The 15,785-nt window shown below is 74.5% G+C and carries 13 protein-coding genes, 1 pseudogene and 1 riboswitch; of the genes and pseudogenes, 10 read left to right on the top strand and 4 right to left on the bottom strand.

Going from position 1 to position 15,785, the window contains the following annotated elements:
- The first annotated feature begins 143 nt into the window (after window positions 1-143).
- The 10 genes and pseudogenes from ABL57_RS08900 to ABL57_RS08860 all read left to right on the top strand — a co-directional run bounded on the left by ABL57_RS08900 (window position 144) and on the right by ABL57_RS08860 (window position 9,987).
- Window positions 144-1,373 (top strand): Gfo/Idh/MocA family protein, encoded by a 1,230-nt coding sequence (locus tag ABL57_RS08900; RefSeq protein WP_047803108.1) that lies wholly within the window; start codon window positions 144-146, stop codon window positions 1,371-1,373.
- Window positions 1,370-2,623, top strand: coding sequence for a dihydrodipicolinate synthase family protein (locus ABL57_RS08895; RefSeq protein WP_047803107.1), 1,254 nt, complete (start codon window positions 1,370-1,372; stop codon window positions 2,621-2,623). Before ABL57_RS08900 ends, ABL57_RS08895 begins: the two co-directional genes overlap by 4 nt.
- Window positions 2,620-3,519, top strand: coding sequence for a sugar phosphate isomerase/epimerase (locus ABL57_RS08890; protein ID WP_047803106.1), 900 nt, complete (start codon window positions 2,620-2,622; stop codon window positions 3,517-3,519). Before ABL57_RS08895 ends, ABL57_RS08890 begins: the two co-directional genes overlap by 4 nt.
- A pseudogene (locus ABL57_RS22985) lies at window positions 3,506-3,850 on the top strand (glycerate kinase); the annotation flags it as partial. The gene ABL57_RS08890 and the pseudogene ABL57_RS22985, both read left to right, overlap by 14 nt.
- A gap of 61 nt (window positions 3,851-3,911) precedes the next feature.
- Window positions 3,912-4,421, top strand: a complete 510-nt coding sequence (locus ABL57_RS22980) for a glycerate kinase (RefSeq protein ID WP_371212470.1) — start codon at window positions 3,912-3,914, stop codon at window positions 4,419-4,421.
- 153 nt (window positions 4,422-4,574) lie between these two features.
- Complete coding sequence (locus tag ABL57_RS08880) at window positions 4,575-5,534, top strand: carbohydrate ABC transporter permease (protein ID WP_047803105.1); 960 nt, start codon at window positions 4,575-4,577, stop codon at window positions 5,532-5,534.
- The gene (locus ABL57_RS08875; RefSeq protein WP_047803104.1) at window positions 5,527-6,462 is read left to right on the top strand and encodes a carbohydrate ABC transporter permease; all 936 of its coding nucleotides are present in this window, start codon (window positions 5,527-5,529) and stop codon (window positions 6,460-6,462) included. Before ABL57_RS08880 ends, ABL57_RS08875 begins: the two co-directional genes overlap by 8 nt.
- Before the next feature lie 80 nt (window positions 6,463-6,542).
- Window positions 6,543-7,931, top strand: coding sequence for a Gfo/Idh/MocA family protein (locus ABL57_RS08870; protein WP_047803103.1), 1,389 nt, complete (start codon window positions 6,543-6,545; stop codon window positions 7,929-7,931).
- A complete protein-coding gene (locus tag ABL57_RS08865; protein ID WP_047803102.1) occupies window positions 7,928-8,899 on the top strand; it encodes an NAD(P)-dependent oxidoreductase in 972 nt (323 codons plus the stop codon). Before ABL57_RS08870 ends, ABL57_RS08865 begins: the two co-directional genes overlap by 4 nt.
- Window positions 8,896-9,987, top strand: a complete 1,092-nt coding sequence (locus tag ABL57_RS08860; protein ID WP_047803101.1) for a mandelate racemase/muconate lactonizing enzyme family protein — start codon at window positions 8,896-8,898, stop codon at window positions 9,985-9,987. Before ABL57_RS08865 ends, ABL57_RS08860 begins: the two co-directional genes overlap by 4 nt.
- Here the strand turns inward: ABL57_RS08860 and ABL57_RS08855 are convergent.
- The 4 genes from ABL57_RS08855 to ABL57_RS08840 all read right to left on the bottom strand — a co-directional run bounded on the left by ABL57_RS08855 (window position 9,901) and on the right by ABL57_RS08840 (window position 15,686).
- Window positions 9,901-10,263 carry a hypothetical protein gene (locus tag ABL57_RS08855; protein WP_139318461.1) on the bottom strand — a complete coding sequence of 121 codons (363 nt, stop codon included), beginning with the start codon at window positions 10,261-10,263 and terminating at the stop codon, window positions 9,901-9,903. The two genes, ABL57_RS08860 and ABL57_RS08855, sit on opposite strands and share 87 nt — an antisense overlap.
- Window positions 10,264-10,430: 167 nt before the next feature.
- Window positions 10,431-11,861 (bottom strand): L-serine ammonia-lyase, encoded by a 1,431-nt coding sequence (locus tag ABL57_RS08850; protein ID WP_047803099.1) that lies wholly within the window; start codon window positions 11,859-11,861, stop codon window positions 10,431-10,433.
- A gap of 465 nt (window positions 11,862-12,326) precedes the next feature.
- Window positions 12,327-12,426: riboswitch (glycine riboswitch) on the bottom strand.
- A 138-nt stretch (window positions 12,427-12,564) separates the two neighbouring features.
- Entirely contained in the window at window positions 12,565-13,635 is a 1,071-nt protein-coding gene (locus tag ABL57_RS08845) for a Xaa-Pro peptidase family protein (RefSeq protein WP_047803098.1), read from the bottom strand.
- Entirely contained in the window at window positions 13,632-15,686 is a 2,055-nt protein-coding gene (locus ABL57_RS08840; RefSeq protein ID WP_047803097.1) for a DUF6807 family protein, read from the bottom strand. Before ABL57_RS08840 ends, ABL57_RS08845 begins: the two co-directional genes overlap by 4 nt.
- Window positions 15,687-15,785 lie beyond the last annotated feature (99 nt).

Raw genomic sequence — 15,785 nt, 5'->3', positions numbered from 1 at the left:
GTCCTGCTTCCTCCCCGCTGCCGTCGGGCCTCTGGTGTCACCGGTCGTGAAGTCCGCGCCGGGAATGTGTTGACAGTCACACTGGAGCAACTCTAGAGTGGAAAGCGCTTTCCTGCAAATCTCCCAACCGTTTGGAGTGGACGATGTCCCAACCCCGAGTCCTACGCATCGCCATGAACGGCGTCACCGGCCGCATGGGCTACCGGCAGCACCTGCTGCGCTCGATCCTGCCCATCCGGGACCAGGGCGGGATCACGCTGCCCGACGGCAGCCGCGTCACCGTCGAGCCGATCCTCGTGGGCCGCAGCGCCGCGAAGCTCGAGGAGCTGGCCCGCCGGCACGGGGTCGAGCACTGGAGCACCGATCTCGACGCCCTCATCGCCGACCCCACGGTGGACATCGTCTTCGACGCCTCCATGACCAGCCTGCGAGCGAGCACCCTCCGGAAGGCCATGTCCGCCGGCAAGCACGTGTTCACCGAGAAGCCGACCGCCGAGACGCTGCGGGAGGCCGTGGAGCTCGCGCGCGTCGGCCGGGAGAGCGGGGTGACCGCCGGGGTGGTCCACGACAAGCTCTACCTGCCCGGGCTGGTGAAGCTGCGCCGGCTGGTGGACGAGGGCTTCTTCGGCCGGATCCTCTCCGTGCGCGGGGAGTTCGGCTACTGGGTCTTCGAGGGCGAGCACCAGGAGGCCCAGCGCCCCTCGTGGAACTACCGGCGCGAGGACGGGGGCTCGATGACCACGGACATGTACTGCCACTGGAACTACGTCCTGGAGGGGATCGTGGGCCCGGTGCGGTCGGTCACCTCCACGGCGGTGACGCACATCCCCGCCCGCTGGGACGAGCAGGGCCACGAGTACCCGGCCACCGCCGACGACGCCGCCTACGGCGTCTTCGAGTGCGAGACGCCCGCCGGGGACCCCGTGATCGCGCAGATCAACTCCTCCTGGGCCGTGCGCGTGTACCGCGACGAGCTCGTGGAGTTCCAGGTGGACGGCACGCACGGCTCGGCCGTCGCCGGGCTGACCAAGTGCGTGGCCCAGCAGCGCGCCCACACGCCCAAGCCGGTGTGGAACCCGGACCTGCCCGTCACCGAGTCCTTCCGGGACCAGTGGCTGGAGGTGCCCGCCAACGCCGAGCTGGACAACGGCTTCAAGGCGCAGTGGGAGGAGTTCCTCGCCGACGTCGTCGCCGGGCGCGAGCACCGCTTCGGTCTGCTCTCGGCCGCCCGCGGCGTCCAGCTCGCGGAGCTGGGCCTGCAGTCCTCGGCCGAGCGCCGCACCGTCGACATCCCGGAGCTGGAGCTCACCCCGGAGGCCGGCGAGGACGCGGACCGGGCGGCGGACCCCGAGACCGCCGGAGCGCTCCGGTGACCGCCGTGCACCTGCCGGACGGCACCGGCTCCCGCACCGAGCACGTGCTCTCCGAACCGGGGGCCTGGACCCGCCCGCAGGCCCCGATCGGCTCGCGCAGGGCCTATGCCGCGGCGCACGTCGTCCCGCACGTCCTCGGGGACAACACCCCCGGGGCGCCGGCGCAGCTGGACTGGGACGCGACCCTGGGCTTCCGCCACGACGTCTGGTCCTACGGGCTGGGCGTGGCCGACGCCATGGACACCGCCCAGCGGGGCATGGGCCTGGACTGGCCTGCCACCCAGGAGCTGATCCGCCGCTCCACCGCCGAGGCGGCCGCCGCGCTGACCGCCGGGCACGCCGGCCTGCGGGGCCGCACGGTGCGCGACCTCATCGCGTGCGGAGCCGGCACGGACCAGCTGGACCCGGCCGGGATCGTCCCGGGCGAAGCCGGGCTGCAGGCCGTCGAGGCCGCCTACCGCGAGCAGCTGGCGGTCGTGGAGGGCGCCGGGGCCAAGGTCGTGCTGATGGCCTCCCGGGCGCTGGTCCGCGCGGCGCGCGGCGCGGAGGACTACCTGCGGGTCTACACCGGCCTGCTCGACGAGGTCCGGCACCCGGTGGTCCTGCACTGGCTCGGCACGATGTTCGACCCGGCCCTCACCGGGTACTGGGGCAGCGAGGAGGTCGAGACCGCCACGGAGACGTTCCTGCAGCTGATCCGGTCCCGCCCGGAGAAGGTCGACGGCGTCAAGGTCTCCCTGCTGGACGCCGGGCACGAGACCCGGCTGCGGGCGGCGCTGCCGGACGGGGTCCGCCTGTACACCGGGGACGACTTCAACTACCCCGAGCTCGTCCACGGCGACGGCACTCGGCACTCCGACGCCCTGCTGGGCATCTTCGCCGGCATCTACCCGGCCGCCTCCACCGCGCTGCAGGCCTACGACGCCGGGCAGCCGGACCGGGCGCGGGCGATCCTCGACTCCACGGAGGCCCTCGGGCGCCACGTCTTCGGCGCCCCGACCTTCTACTACAAGTCCGGCATCGCCTTCCTCTCCTGGCTCAACGGGCACCAGCCCGGCTACCAGATGGTCGGCGGTCTCCACTCCGGGCGCTCGGTGCCGCACCTCGTGCGGGTCTTCGAGCTGGCCGACCGCGCCGGGCTGCTGCTCGACCCCGAGCTGGCGGCCCGGCGGATGGACGCCTTCCTGGACGTCGCCGGAGCCGGGGCCCCGGCCCTGGTCCCCGCCGGCGGCACGGGAGGTGCGGCGTGAGCGCGGACTTCCAGCTGTCGCTGAACACGGGCACCACCCGACGGCTGAGCCTGCAGCAGGCCGTCGACGCCACGGCCCGGGCCGGGCTCGGGCACATCGGCGTGTGGCGCGACCGCGTGGCCGAGGCCGGCCTGGAGGAGGCGGCGCGGATGATCTCCCGCGCCGGCCTGCAGGTCTCCAGCCTCTGCCGGGGCGGCTTCCTCACGGCGGCCGACGAGGCGGGGCAGCGGGCGGCCCTCGAGGACAACCGGGCCGCGATCCGCGAGGCCGCGGCCCTGGGCACCGGCGAGCTGATCATGGTCGTCGGCGGTCTGCCCGCCGCCGCCCACGTCCTCGGCGGCACCGGCGACCGCGGCGACAAGGACCTGGCGGCCGCCCGCGCCCGCGTGGCCGACCGGCTGGCCGAGCTCGTGCCCTTCGCCCGGGAGCACGGGGTCCGCCTGGTGCTCGAGGCGCTGCACCCCATGTACGCCGCGGACCGGGCCGTGCTCTCCACCCTGAAACAGGCGCTGAACTACGCCGCCCCCCATCCCCCGGAGGCCGTGGGCGTGGTGGTCGACACCTTCCACGTGTGGTGGGACCCCGAGCTGGAGGCGCAGATCGCCCGGGCCGGGGCCGAGGGCCGGCTGGCGTCCTACCAGGTGTGCGACTTCAACCTGCCGATCGCCGCCGACGCCCTCCTCTCCCGCGGGATGATGGGCGACGGGGTGATCGACTTCGCCACGATCGGCCGCTGGGTCGCCGCCGCGGGCTACACGGGCCCGGTGGAGGTGGAGATCTTCAACCAGGAGATCTTCGACCAGGACGCCGACGTCACGCTCGCCGTGATGAAGCAGCGCTGGGCGTCCCTCGTGCTGCCGTCCCTGACGGGCGAGCCCGCTCGTGCCCCCGCCTGAGGACGGCGGACGCCCCCGGGTGGTCGTGGCGCCGGACAAGTTCAAGGGCACGCTCACGGCCCCCGAGGCGGCCGAGGCCCTCGCGGCCGGGGTCCGGCGGCACTGGCCCGGGGCCCGGATCAGCACGGTCCCGCTCGCCGACGGCGGCGAGGGCACGGTGGACGCCGCCGTGGCGGCCGGTGCGCAGCTGCGCCGGACGCCGGTCCGGGGCGCGCTCGGGTCCCGCGTGCGGGCGCGCTGGGCGCTGCGCACGGCCGAGGACGGCAGCACCACCGCGGTGGTCGAGTCCGCCGAGGCCGCCGGGCTCGACCAGGTCCGGCCGAGCCCGGCCACGGCCCGTGCGGCGCACAGCTACGGCTGCGGCCAGCTGATCCGGGCGGCGCTGGGCCGCCCTGCTGGCCGGCACGCCCGGGACCCGGCCCTTCCGGGTCCCGGGCGCGGGAGCCGTCGGCGGATTCCCGTCCGGCTTCCTGGCCCTGACGCCCGCCGTGCTGGAGGGGGGCTTCGAGCTCGTGGCCGCGCTCGTGGGTCTCGAGGAGCGCCTGCGGGGGGCCGACCTGCTGCTGGTCGGGGAGGGCTCGCTGGACGAGCAGTCGCTGCAGGGTAAGGCGCCGCTGGCCGCCGCGGCGCTGGCCGCGGCCCGGGGCATCCCCGTCGTGGCGGTCGCCGGGCGGCTGTCCCTGTCCGCCCGGCAGCTGCGCGAGGCCGGCGTCGGGGCCGCCGCGTCCCTCGTGGACGTCGCCCCCTCCGAGGACGCGGCCCGGGCGCGGGCGAGCCACTACGCGGGGCCGGCCGTGGCCGCGGCCCTCCGGCAGCTCGACCGCGCGCCGTCCCGGGGCGGGGGCGACGCGCCGGTCCGGACGCACGACGACATGACCGGATCCATCCGCCATTGTGGTTGACGTCACACTGTGCGACCTCTAGCCTTGAGGGCAATGCAGACGTGGAAAACGCTTTCCCACCCGTTCCGAGGAGAGACCGATGACAACGAGGCACATCCACACCGAGCCGCTCTGGGCCTCCCGGCCGCGGCTGCGCCGAGGGGCGGTCCCGGTATGAGCGCCGTCGAGGAGATCACCCGGAAGGGCCTGCCCGGGGGCCGCGGGAAGCGCGCGGCGGCCGGCCGGCAGGGATCCCGCGCCGACCGGCGGGACAACAAGGCGGCGGCGGTGTTCCTGGCGCCCTGGATCGTGGGGCTCGTGGTCATCACCCTCGGCCCCATGCTGATGTCGCTCTACCTCTCCTTCACCGACTACAACCTGATGCGCTCCCCGGACTGGATCGGCCTGGAGAACTTCTCCCGGATGCTCGAGGACGCGCGGCTGCACAACTCCTTGAAGGTGACCTTCACCTACGTGTTCGTGGGGGTCCCGCTGCAGCTGGCGCTCGCCCTGGCGATCGCCATGGTCCTGGACCGGGGTCTGCGCGGCCTGGCGTTCTACCGCTCGGTCTTCTACCTGCCGTCCCTGCTCGGCGCCTCCGTGGCGATCGCGATCCTGTGGAAGCAGCTGTTCGGGACCAGCGGGCTGGTCAACCAGGTGCTGGCCCTCGTCGGCATCGAGGGCATCGGGTGGATCTCGGACCCCCGCACGGCCCTCGGCAGCATCATCCTGCTGCACGTGTGGACCTTCGGGGCCCCGATGATCATCTTCCTGGCGGGCCTGCGGCAGATCCCCACCATGTACTACGAGGCGGCCTCCATCGACGGCGCCGGCAAGGTCACGCAGTTCCTCCGGATCACGCTGCCCCTGCTGAGCCCCATCATCTTCTTCAACCTGGTGCTGCAGATCATCCAGGCGTTCCAGTCCTTCACCCAGGCCTTCATCGTCTCCGGCGGCCGGGGAGGACCCTCCGACTCGACGATGTTCTTCACGCTGTACCTCTACCAGACCGGCTTCGGCCAGTTCGACATGGGCTACGCCGCGGCCATGGCCTGGCTGCTGCTCGTCATCATCGGGGCGTTCACCGCTCTGAACTTCATCGCGTCTAAGTATTGGGTGTTCTACGATGACTAACTCGACAATCGCCTACGACCCCGCCCCGACGGCCGAGCAGGACGCCGTCCCGGCCCCGCCGGAGGGCGCGGCGAACCGCCGGTCCCGCGGCCCCGGCGCCCGGGGGCGGATCCGCTCCCTGCTCAAGCACCTGGCGCTGATCCTCACCGGCGGGGTGATGATCTATCCGCTGCTGTGGATGCTGGCCAGCTCCCTGCGCCCCAACGACATCATCTTCCGCGAGCCGGGCATCCTGCTCGAGACCTTCGAAAGCGCCAACTACACGGACGGGTGGACCGCCCTGTCCAGCCCGTTCAGCGTGTACCTGTTCAACTCCGCGGTCGTGGTGCTGGGGTGCATCGTGGGCAACCTGGTCTCCTGCTCGATGGCCGCCTACGCCTTCGCCCGGCTGGAGTTCCGGTTCAAGAAGCCGGCCTTCGCCCTGATGCTCCTCACGATCATGCTGCCGTTCCACGTGGTGATCGTGCCGCAGTACATCATGTTCTCGCAGATCGGGTGGGTGAACACCTTCTGGCCGCTGATCGTGCCGAAGCTGCTCGCCACGGACGCGTTCTTCGTCTTCCTCATGGTCCAGTTCATCCGCGGCATCCCGCGGGACATGGATGAGGCGGCCCGGATCGACGGCGCCGGCCACGCCCGGATCTTCGGGCAGATCATCCTGCCGATGATGGTCCCGGCCCTGGCCACCACCACGATCTTCACGTTCATCTGGACCTGGAACGACTTCTTCAGCGCCCTGATCTACCTGACCGACCCGAACATGTTCACCGTCCCGGTGGCGCTGCGCGCCTTCGTGGACGCCACCGGGGAGTCCTCCTGGGGCTCGCTGTTCGCGATGTCGATCGTGTCCCTGCTGCCGGTGTTCATCGCCTTCCTCGTGGGACAGAAGTTCCTCGTCAAGGGCATCGCCACCACCGGCATCAAGTGACCCGCCCGGGCTCCGTGCCGCCGGGACCGCCGGCACGGAGCCCCACCGAAGACCACCCACCCCAGCAGAAGGAGCACTCGATGCGCAGCGCAGACCCCACCGGCCCGGACGGCACGGCACCGCGGGAGGGGCGGACCCGCTACCTCCTGGTCGGCACCGGCCACCGGTGCGAGATGTACCTCCGCTCGCTGCTGGACGACCACGCCGACGTCGCCGAGCTGGTGGCGGTGGGCGACAGCAACCCCGGGCGGGCCGAGCACTACCGCCGGCTGGTCGAGGAGACCGCAGGAGTGCCGGTCCAGGTTTTCGACCCCGCGGCGCTCACCCGCACGATCCGCGAGCAGGCCATCGACCGGGTCGTGATCACCACCCCCGACGCCACCCACGCCGACTACATCTGCGAGACCCTGCGCGCCGGCGCGGACGCCGTCGTCGAGAAGCCCCTGACCATCGACGCGGAGGGCTGCCGCCGCGTCACCGCGGCCGTGGAGGAGACGGGCCGGCACGTGGTGGTCACGTTCAACTACCGCTACTCCCCGCGCAACACCGCGCTCAAGGACGTCGTGCAGTCCGGGGCGCTCGGCACGGTCACCTCCGTGGACTTCAGCTGGGTGCTGGACACCGTCCACGGCGCCGACTACTTCCGCCGCTGGCACCGGCAGAAGCAGAACTCCGGCGGGCTGCTGGTGCACAAGTCCTCCCACCACTTCGACCTCGTCAACTGGTGGCTGGCCGACGCCCCGGAGCGGGTCTACGCCTCCGGCGGCCTCCGCTTCTACGGGCGGGACAACGCCGAGGCCCGCGCGCGGGCCGGCGTCCTCCGCCCCGCCGGGCCGGACGGCGACCCCTTCGCCCTGGACCTGCGCTCCGACGAGCGGCTCAGCCGGCTCTACCTCGACCACCAGCACCACGACGGCTACCGCCGGGACCAGGACGTGTTCTCCGACGGGATCACCATCGAGGACAACCTCGCGCTCGTGGTCGACTACGCCCGCGGCGCCACCCTCTCCTACTCCCTCAACGCCCACTCGCCCTGGGAGGGCTACCGGGTGGCCGTCAACGGCACCGAGGGCCGGGCCGAGCTGGAGGTCGTGGAGCGCGCGGCCGTGCTGCCCGCCGCCGGCGGGACCCCGGTGGACCCCTCGGTCACGGCCGGGGCGGAGCAGGGCGGGGCCCGGCGGCGCGGCGAGCGGTTGGTCGTCCAGCGGCACTGGGGGACCGCCGAGGAGGTGCCCGTCCGCAACGGCTCCGGCAGCCACGGCGGCGGGGACCGGCTCCTGCTCGCCGACGTGTTCCGGGGACCGGGGGAGGACCCTTACGGCCGGCCCTCCGGCTACCGCGACGGCGTGGCGGCCGTGTCCGTGGGCATCGCCGGCAACCGCTCCCTCGAGACGGGCGCACCGGTGCGGATCACCGACCTGGACCTCGGCAGCACCGCCGCGGACCGGCGCAGCGGAGTCCCGGCATGACCCGGGTGGTGGTCACCGGCGGGTCCGGCCGGCTCGGGCGCAGCGTCGTCGCCGGGCTGGCGGAGGCCGGCTACGACGTCGTCAGCGTCGACCGCGCCCTGCCGCCCGAGGCGCAGCGGGCGGCCGCGCACCGGGCCGTCGAGCACCGGGCCGCCGAGCTCACCGACCCCGGGGCCACGCTCGCGCTGATGCGCGCGGCGCGCCCGGACGCGGTGGTCAACCTCGCGGCCATCGCCGTGCCCTTCAGCGCCCCCGAGCACGTCATCCTGCAGACCAACGCCGTGATCGCCCACACCGTGGCCGAGGCCGCCACCGAGGCCGGGGCCCGCCGGATCGTGATGGCCAGCAGCCCCACCGTGCTGGGCTACGGCTCCCCGGCCGGCTGGCTGCCGCCCGCCCTCCCGCTGACCGAGGACACCCCGCCGCGGCCGTGGCACGCCTACGGGCTGTCCAAGCACGTCGCCGAGCAGGTCGCGCAGATGTTCGCCGCGGCCCGCGGCGGGAGCGTGCGCTACGCCTCCTTCCGCCCCTGCTACGTGATCGCCCCCGAGGAGTGGGCCGGCGCGCCGACCCAGCAGGGGCACACCGTGCGCGAGCGCCTGGACGACCCGGCGCTGGCCGCGCCGGCGCTGTTCAACTACGTGGACGCCCGGGACGTCACCACCTTCCTCGAGGCGCTGCTCGAGGGGATGGGCGCCGTCCGCAACGGGGACACCTTCTTCGTGGGCGCCGCCGACGCCCTGGCCCGGCGCCCGCTGGCGGAGCTGATCCCGCAGTTCGTCCCCGGCAGCGAGGAGCTCGCCGCGGGCCTGACCGGGACGGCGCCGGCCTTCAGCATCGACAAGGCCCGCGAGGAGCTGGGCTGGGAGCCGGCGCGCTCCTGGCGCACCGAGCTCCGCGAGGACGCCGGTGACCCGGCCTCCGGGGAGCTCGCCGGCGCTGGGCGGCACGGGAAGGACACCGCATGAGCATCGCCGCCGTGCACACCGAGCTGATCACTGCCCGGCTGCTGCGCAGCTGGGGCCCCGAGGCCCCGCGCAACCACCTGATCGCCGTCACGGTCGTGGCCGACGACGGCGCCACCGGCACCGGCTTCTCCTGGACCCCGACCATCGGGGCGCGCGCCGTGCAGGCGCTGCTCGACGACGACCTCGCCGCCTTCGTCCGCGGCCGTGACGAGCACCCGGAGGTGCTGTGGGACGACGCCTGGAAGTTCCTGCACGAGGGCGGCACGGGGCTCACCGGCATCGCCCTCGCGGGGATCGACCTGGCCCTGTGGGACCTGCGGGCCCGGCGGGCCGGCCTGTCCGTGCCCGCGCTGCTGGGCCGGCGGCAGCAGGACGTGGCCGTCTACGGCTCCGGCGTGAACCTGCACTACGAGCTCGACGAGCTGCGGGAGCAGGTGCGCCGCTGGGTCGCCGCGGGCTTCGGCGCCGTCAAGATCAAGGTGGGCCGGCCCGACCTGCGCGAGGACGTCGAGCGCGTGGCCGCCGTGCGCGAGCTGCTCGGCCCCGACCGCGGCCTGATGATCGACGCCAACCAGCGCTGGGACCTGCCCACGGCCCGCCGGGCCCTGGACGCGCTGGAGCCCTTCGCGCCCTCGTGGCTGGAGGAGCCGCTGCGCGCGGACGACCTCGAGGGCTACCGCCAGCTGCGACGGTTCAGCTGCGTGCCCATCGCGCTCGGGGAGAACCTGCACAACGTCTACCGGTTCCGGGACTTCATCGCCGCCGGGGCCGTGGACATCGTCCAGCCGAACATCGTACGGGTGGGCGGCATCACTCCCTTCCGGCGGATCGTGGAGCTCGCCCGCACCCACAACGTGGGGATCGCCCCCCACCTGCTGCCGGAGCTCTCGGGGCAGCTGGCGCTGACCCTCGCGGAGCCGACCATGGTGGAGGTGGTCGAGGACGCGGGGTTCGCCGATCTCGGCGTCCTGGCCGGGCCGTCCCCGGTGCGCGTCACGGGGTCACGGCTGGAGCTCCTGGACCGCCCCGGACTCGGCCTGGCGCTGCGGCAGCAGGCGCTGCCCGCCCTGCAGGAGGCCGCGGTCTGACCCCGCCGGCCCCTGGTCACCGGGGGCGTCGGGGGTGCGCCGGGCCTGCTGCCGGGCCCGCAGCAGCGCGTCCGTCTGGCTCGCCCAGCCGAGCCGGTGCTGCTCGAAGCGGGGCACCAGACCGGCGATCGTGAGGACGACGCCGAGCACCACCGTGCCGACGAGCAGGTCGTACGGGGCCCGGCCCCCGAGGAGCGTGAGTCCCATGCCGGCCATCGCGGGGGCCGTCATCAGCACGCCGAGAGCGGCCACCACGTCCGCCAAGGTCATTCTCATCTGCAAACCTCCTCGGCACGAGGCTAGACCTTTGTCCAGTCCGGGGCACAGTGTGCCCCTTGATGACGTGCCGACCACGGACGACGTGCCCGCCCGGGCGGTTCGCGGCGGCCGGCGCGGCGGGGAGGCCGCGCGGGCGGTCCCTCCGCCGCGGGACGGGGGGCGGGTCAGCACTCCACGACGTTGACGGCGAGTCCGCCCAGGGCGGTCTCCTTGTACTTGTGGCTCATGTCCTTGCCGGTCTCGCGCATCGTCACGATGACCTGGTCGAGGCTGACCCGGTGCGTGCCGTCCCCCCACATGGCCATCTTGGCGGCGTTGATGGCCTTGGCCGCGGCGATCGCGTTGCGCTCGATGCACGGGATCTGCACCAGGCCGCCGATCGGGTCGCAGGTCAGCCCGAGGTTGTGCTCCATGGCGATCTCGGCGGCGTTCTCCACCTGGGCGGGCGTGCCGCCGAGGACCTCCGCCAGGCCGGCGGCGGCCATCGAGGAGGCGGACCCCACCTCGCCCTGGCAGCCGACCTCGGCCCCGGAGATCGAGGCCTGCTCCTTGTAGAGCACCCCGACCGCCCCGGCCGTGAGCAGGAACCGGACCACGAGGTCCTGCCGGGCGGCCTCGAGCGCCTCCGGGCCCTCGGCGGCGGCAGCCCGGGCCGCGGGGGAGTAGTGGGTGGCGTAGAACAGCACCGCCGGGATGATGCCGGCCGCCCCGTTGGTGGGGGCGGTGACCACCCGGCCGCCGGAGGCGTTCTCCTCGTTGACCGCCAGGGCCACGAGGTTCACCCACTCCGGCCAGAAGCCCGGGTCCCGGTCCGGGTCCTCGGTGCGCAGCCGCCGGTGCCACTCCGGGGCGCGGCGGGCGACGTCCAGCCCTCCGGGCAGCGGGCCCGTGCGCCGGAGGCTGGAGTCCTTGCACTCCTCCATCACGGCCCAGATGTGCAGCAGCTGCTCCCGGATCTCGTCCTCACGGCGCCACGTCCGCTCGTTGGCCAGCATCACCTCGCTGATCGGCCGGCCGGTGCCCGCGCAGTGGCCCAGCAGCTCCCGGGCGGTGCGGAAGGGGTGGGGCACCTGTGCGCTGGCGGCCTCCAACTCGGCCGCGGCGGTGTCCTCCTCGCCCTCCCGGACGATGAACCCGCCGCCCACGGAGAACCAGGTCTCGCCGGCGAGCACGGTTCCGTCCGCGTCGAGCGCCTGGAAGCGCATGCCGTTGGTGTGCCGCTCCAGCACGGTCAGCGGGTGCTGCACCATGTCCGCGACGCCGTAGCGGAGGTCCCTGCGGTGCCCGAGGGCCGCGCACAGCCGCAGCCTCCCGGTGCCGGCGATGTCGGCCAGCCGCTCCTCCACCTCGTCGGGGCGGACCTGCTCCGGGTCGTAGCCCTCCAGACCCAGCAGGATCGCGGTGAACGTGCCGTGGCCGCGACCGGTGGCGGACAGCGACCCGTAGACGTCCACGCGCAGGTCGGCGGTGCGCTCCAGGAGGTCCTGGGCGACCAGGGTCCCGGCGAAGCGGCGGGCGGCGCGCATGGGCCCGACGGTGTGCGAGCTCGAGGGGCCGATGCCCACGGTGAACAGATCGAAGACGCTGATGGCCATGGTGGTGCTCCAGAACAGAGTGGCGGCCCCGGGACGGGGTGGACGGGATGACGGGAGGGCGTCGGCCGCTGCGCTGCGGCCCGGCTCCCCTGCTGGACGACGGCCGGCGGCGGCTGCCGCACCGGACCGGGCGTGACTCGCACGGGCCCACCGGCGGCGTCCGCGACATGCGCTCGGGGGACGACGGCGGGTTCTCCGGGGAGATCTCGCCGCGGACGGGTCGGCCTCCAACGGAGGCGGTGTCCCCGCGGACGCCTCCGGCGGCACGGGCGCGCCCCGGTGCGGTCGCGGCGGGCCGAGGTGGTCGTCATCGAGGAACTCCGGGCTTCTGCGCGGTGGGCTCGCGCGGTCTGCGGGTTCCTCCCCGATCTGTTGCACGGCCTGAGAGTTTCCGCCGCACCCGGAGGGGGTGCGGCTTGCTCCGTCGGCGAGCGCGGACCAGGCCACGCTACTTTCCAGAGGTGCCTCGGCGCGGCGGTGCTTGGGCCTGAGAGTTTCCCGGGGAGGAATTGCTCCTACGGCGCCCGATCGGTGTGGCCGAGCGGGTCTCTCCCGCTGCGCGTCGATGGCGGCAGTCGTGTGACTGTCAGCACAATCTAGTGGAGGCGGCCGCAGGAGGCAACGGCGCCTGCCCCTCGCGCACCGCGGCGCCGGTCATCGGCGTCTCCCGGGCCGCGGCCGGCCGGCCACGGCCCGGCGCCGTTCAGCGCTCGAGCGTGGCGGGGCGGTCCCGGCCGCGCACCCGGACGACCGGCCAGCGGGGGTCCACCGACAGCGGCCGAGGCCCGCCGGCGCCCAGCAGCACGGTGTCCTCGATCTTCGCGCCGGGGGCGGAGGGGTTCCACGCGAAGGCCTGGTGCTCGTGCACCCGGTCCGGGACACCGGGGACCAGCCGCGGATCGCGGCCCGCGTAGCCGGCGGGGCCGCCCTGGTGGTGCCGGGTCCACTCCCCGGCGTCGAAGCCGTGGCGCGGATAGGCCTGCTGGAGGACCGGGAGCACGTCCGCGAGCGGCAGCCCGGGGCGCAGGGCGTCCAGGACGTCGGCCTCGACCTCCGCGATCCCCGCCTCCGCGTCGGCCTCCTGCGCGGTGGCGGGACCGAAGCGGACCCAGCGGGTCACGTTGGCGATCAGCCCGCCGCGGCGGGCGCAGACCACGGCCATCGCCCGCCGCCCCAGCGGGGCCGCGGTCGGCAGGGGGTGGCGGTGCGCCAGCCGCTGCGCGCCGCTGCACAGCAGCACGATCGGCTCCGCGCCGCGCCGCACCAGCCCGGCGGACAGCTCGGCGGCGACCTCCCGCTCGGTGCTGTGCGGGGTGGCCCGGCTCAGCACGTCCGTGAGCACGGCGGCGGCGACCCGGCACAGGGCCTCGTAGCGCAGCGTCTCCCCGGGCAGCAGGGACGCGCGGGCGGCCCGGAGCGGGGCCGCGAGACAGTCCTCGGCGAGCACCGCCATCGAGCGGGCGGCGGGGAACCAGCTCTCCGGGGCGGCCGGGGCGGCGTGCCACGGCAGCTCGTGCAGGCGGACGTCGTCGGGCAGCTCCTCGGCCGTCAGCCGGGCCGCCTCGCTGGCGGAGGTCACCACCTCGTCCCCGTCCTGGTGCACCAGCACGGACGCCACCGGCGGGCCGGCGAGGGAGACGTGCACGCGGGCCCCGTCGAGGTACCAGGACACCGCCGTGGCGCTCTCCAGGAGCACGGCGTCCGCGCCGTGCTCCTGGAGCACGCGCAGGACCCGGCGCCGCTTCTCCGGCCGATCGGCGCCCGAGGAGCTCACGCGCCGGGGCTCTCGGCCGGGCCGCGGCTCTCGGCGGCAGCGTCGAGCAGGGCCTGCACCCCGGTGGCGTCCAGGCGGCCGTCCACCACGAGGACGTGCACCGCCCGCTCGAGCGGGGCCTCCGGGCCGGTGGTCACCGGGGCGTCCCAGGCCGGCGCGAGGCCCACCCCCGGATAGCCCGAGACGCGGACGAACCACGGGTCGGCCGACGGCCCTCCGTGGCGCAGGACGAGCGTGGCGGGGCGCCCGGCGAACTCGGCGGAGAAGGCCAGCCACGGGGACACGCTTCCGTGCACGGCGTCCTCGCCCGCGGCGGCCGCGGTGAACACGTCCGCGTCCGTGCAGGCCGGCAGGCGCCAGAAGAACCCGCCGTAGCCGCCGCCGGCGCGCCCGTTGGCCCCCGGGCTGCCCAGCTGCACGGGGCGGTTCCCGGCCGGGGAGAGGCGGAAGCGCAGACCGAGCTCCCAGGCGTGCTCGGTCACGGGGCGGAAGGTCCAGCGGCGCTCCTCGGCCAGGACCGCGGTGCCGTCCGGGCCGGCCCAGGACAGCTCCTCGTCCAGCCGGGTGTCCGTGGCGTGGGCCGCGACGCGGCGGACACGGCCGTGGTCGTCCCGCCACACGTACCGCTGGTCCTCGCGGGTGTAGGTGCGCCCGCCCCAGAAGTTGAGGCCGTCCACGTCCTGCAGGGCGGTGCTCACGCCCAGGTGCCAGACGTGGTCCAGCGGCTGCTGGTCCGTGACGGTGACGCCGCCGAGGGTGCGGACCGGGTGCAGGAACGGGCGCGGCGAGGAGGTCGGGGCGATGCCCTCGCCCGTGCGGACCCGGGCGACCTCGCGGCCCGCCACCACGAAGCGCTCGCCGGTCGCGGCGGGGACCGCCCACGGCGCCCCGATCCCCGTGAAGCCGGACTGCGCCGCGACCGCGCGGGCCGCCCAGTCCTCGACCCCGGGCAGGACGGCGCGGCGGGTCCCGCCCTCCTCGAGCCACCGCACGTGCTCGGGGTCGATCGGCACGGGGTCCGGGGCGGTGCGCACGGCGTCGAGCACCCGCATGAAGGCGCCCGTGGCGGCCAGGGGGCAGAGCAGCGCGGCGCCGTCGCGGCGGGCGGCGATCAGGTTCTCCAGCAGGTTGGTGCGCCCGGAGCTGACGGTCCGCGTGCCCTCCGGCCCGGAGACGGTCAGCTCGTCGCGGGTGTAGTGCAGGACCGCCCGGCCCTCGGTGCCCTCGACGGTGATGAAGGGGTCCTGCTGCTCGGCGGCGCACAGCGTCAGGGCGCACGTGACGGGGACGCCGGACGCGGTGCGGACCCGGACCACCGAGGTGTCGTCCGACTCGATCGCGTTGGCGCGGTACAGCTCGGTGCGCAGCTGTGCGACGTCCTCGGCGCTCCGCGCCCCGGCGATGTGCAGGGCGGTCATGACGGCGTGGGCGAGGGGGTTCGTGACCACCCCGTCCACCACGTCCACACCGCCGATGCGGCGCCGGCCGGCCCAGGGGGAGCGGGTGAAGTAGCCGGTGTCCCGGGACCACAGGCCCGTGGCGCCCACGGCGCGCAGCCGCCCGATCTCCCCGCTCGCCAGCAGCCGGTCGATGAGCCCCAGCGCGTGGGAGCCGATGCTCTGGAAGCCCACCTGGACGAGACGGTCCGCCTCCTCGGCGGCGCCGAGGAGGCGATGGAACTGCTCGAGGTTGGCCACCGGCGGTTTCTCGAGCAGGACGTCGGCCCCCAGGTCCAGGGCCGTCAGGGCGAGGTCGAAGTGGGTGTCGATCGGGGTGGAGACCACCACCACGTCGACGTCGAGTCCTGCGGCCCGCAGCTGCTCCAGGTCGCCGAACATCGGCACGTCGGCCCCGAGCGCCCCGTCGTCGGCGCGCCGGTCGACGGCCGCGACGAGCCGGACGCCGCCCTCCTCCTCGAGCCGGCGGATGTTCGCCAGGTGCCGCTCCCCGAAGCCCCCGATCCCCACCAGGCAGATCCGGACGGGGACCTTCCCGTGGGCGTCCGCCCGGCGGGGTTCGGCGGTCGGGGCAGGAGCGGTCTGGGCTGGCACGGGATCTCCTCGGACGCGGCGGGAATGCGCTTTCCAACGTATCGGCGGGGCGCCGGTGTGTCAACAGTCACACTTCCCGCCTCGCGGTGGGCGCTGCCG

Source organism: Kocuria sp. SM24M-10 (assembly GCF_001027955.1).
GTDB lineage: Bacteria > Actinomycetota > Actinomycetes > Actinomycetales > Micrococcaceae > Kocuria > Kocuria oceani.
This window is presented reverse-complemented; position numbering and strand designations above follow the sequence as displayed.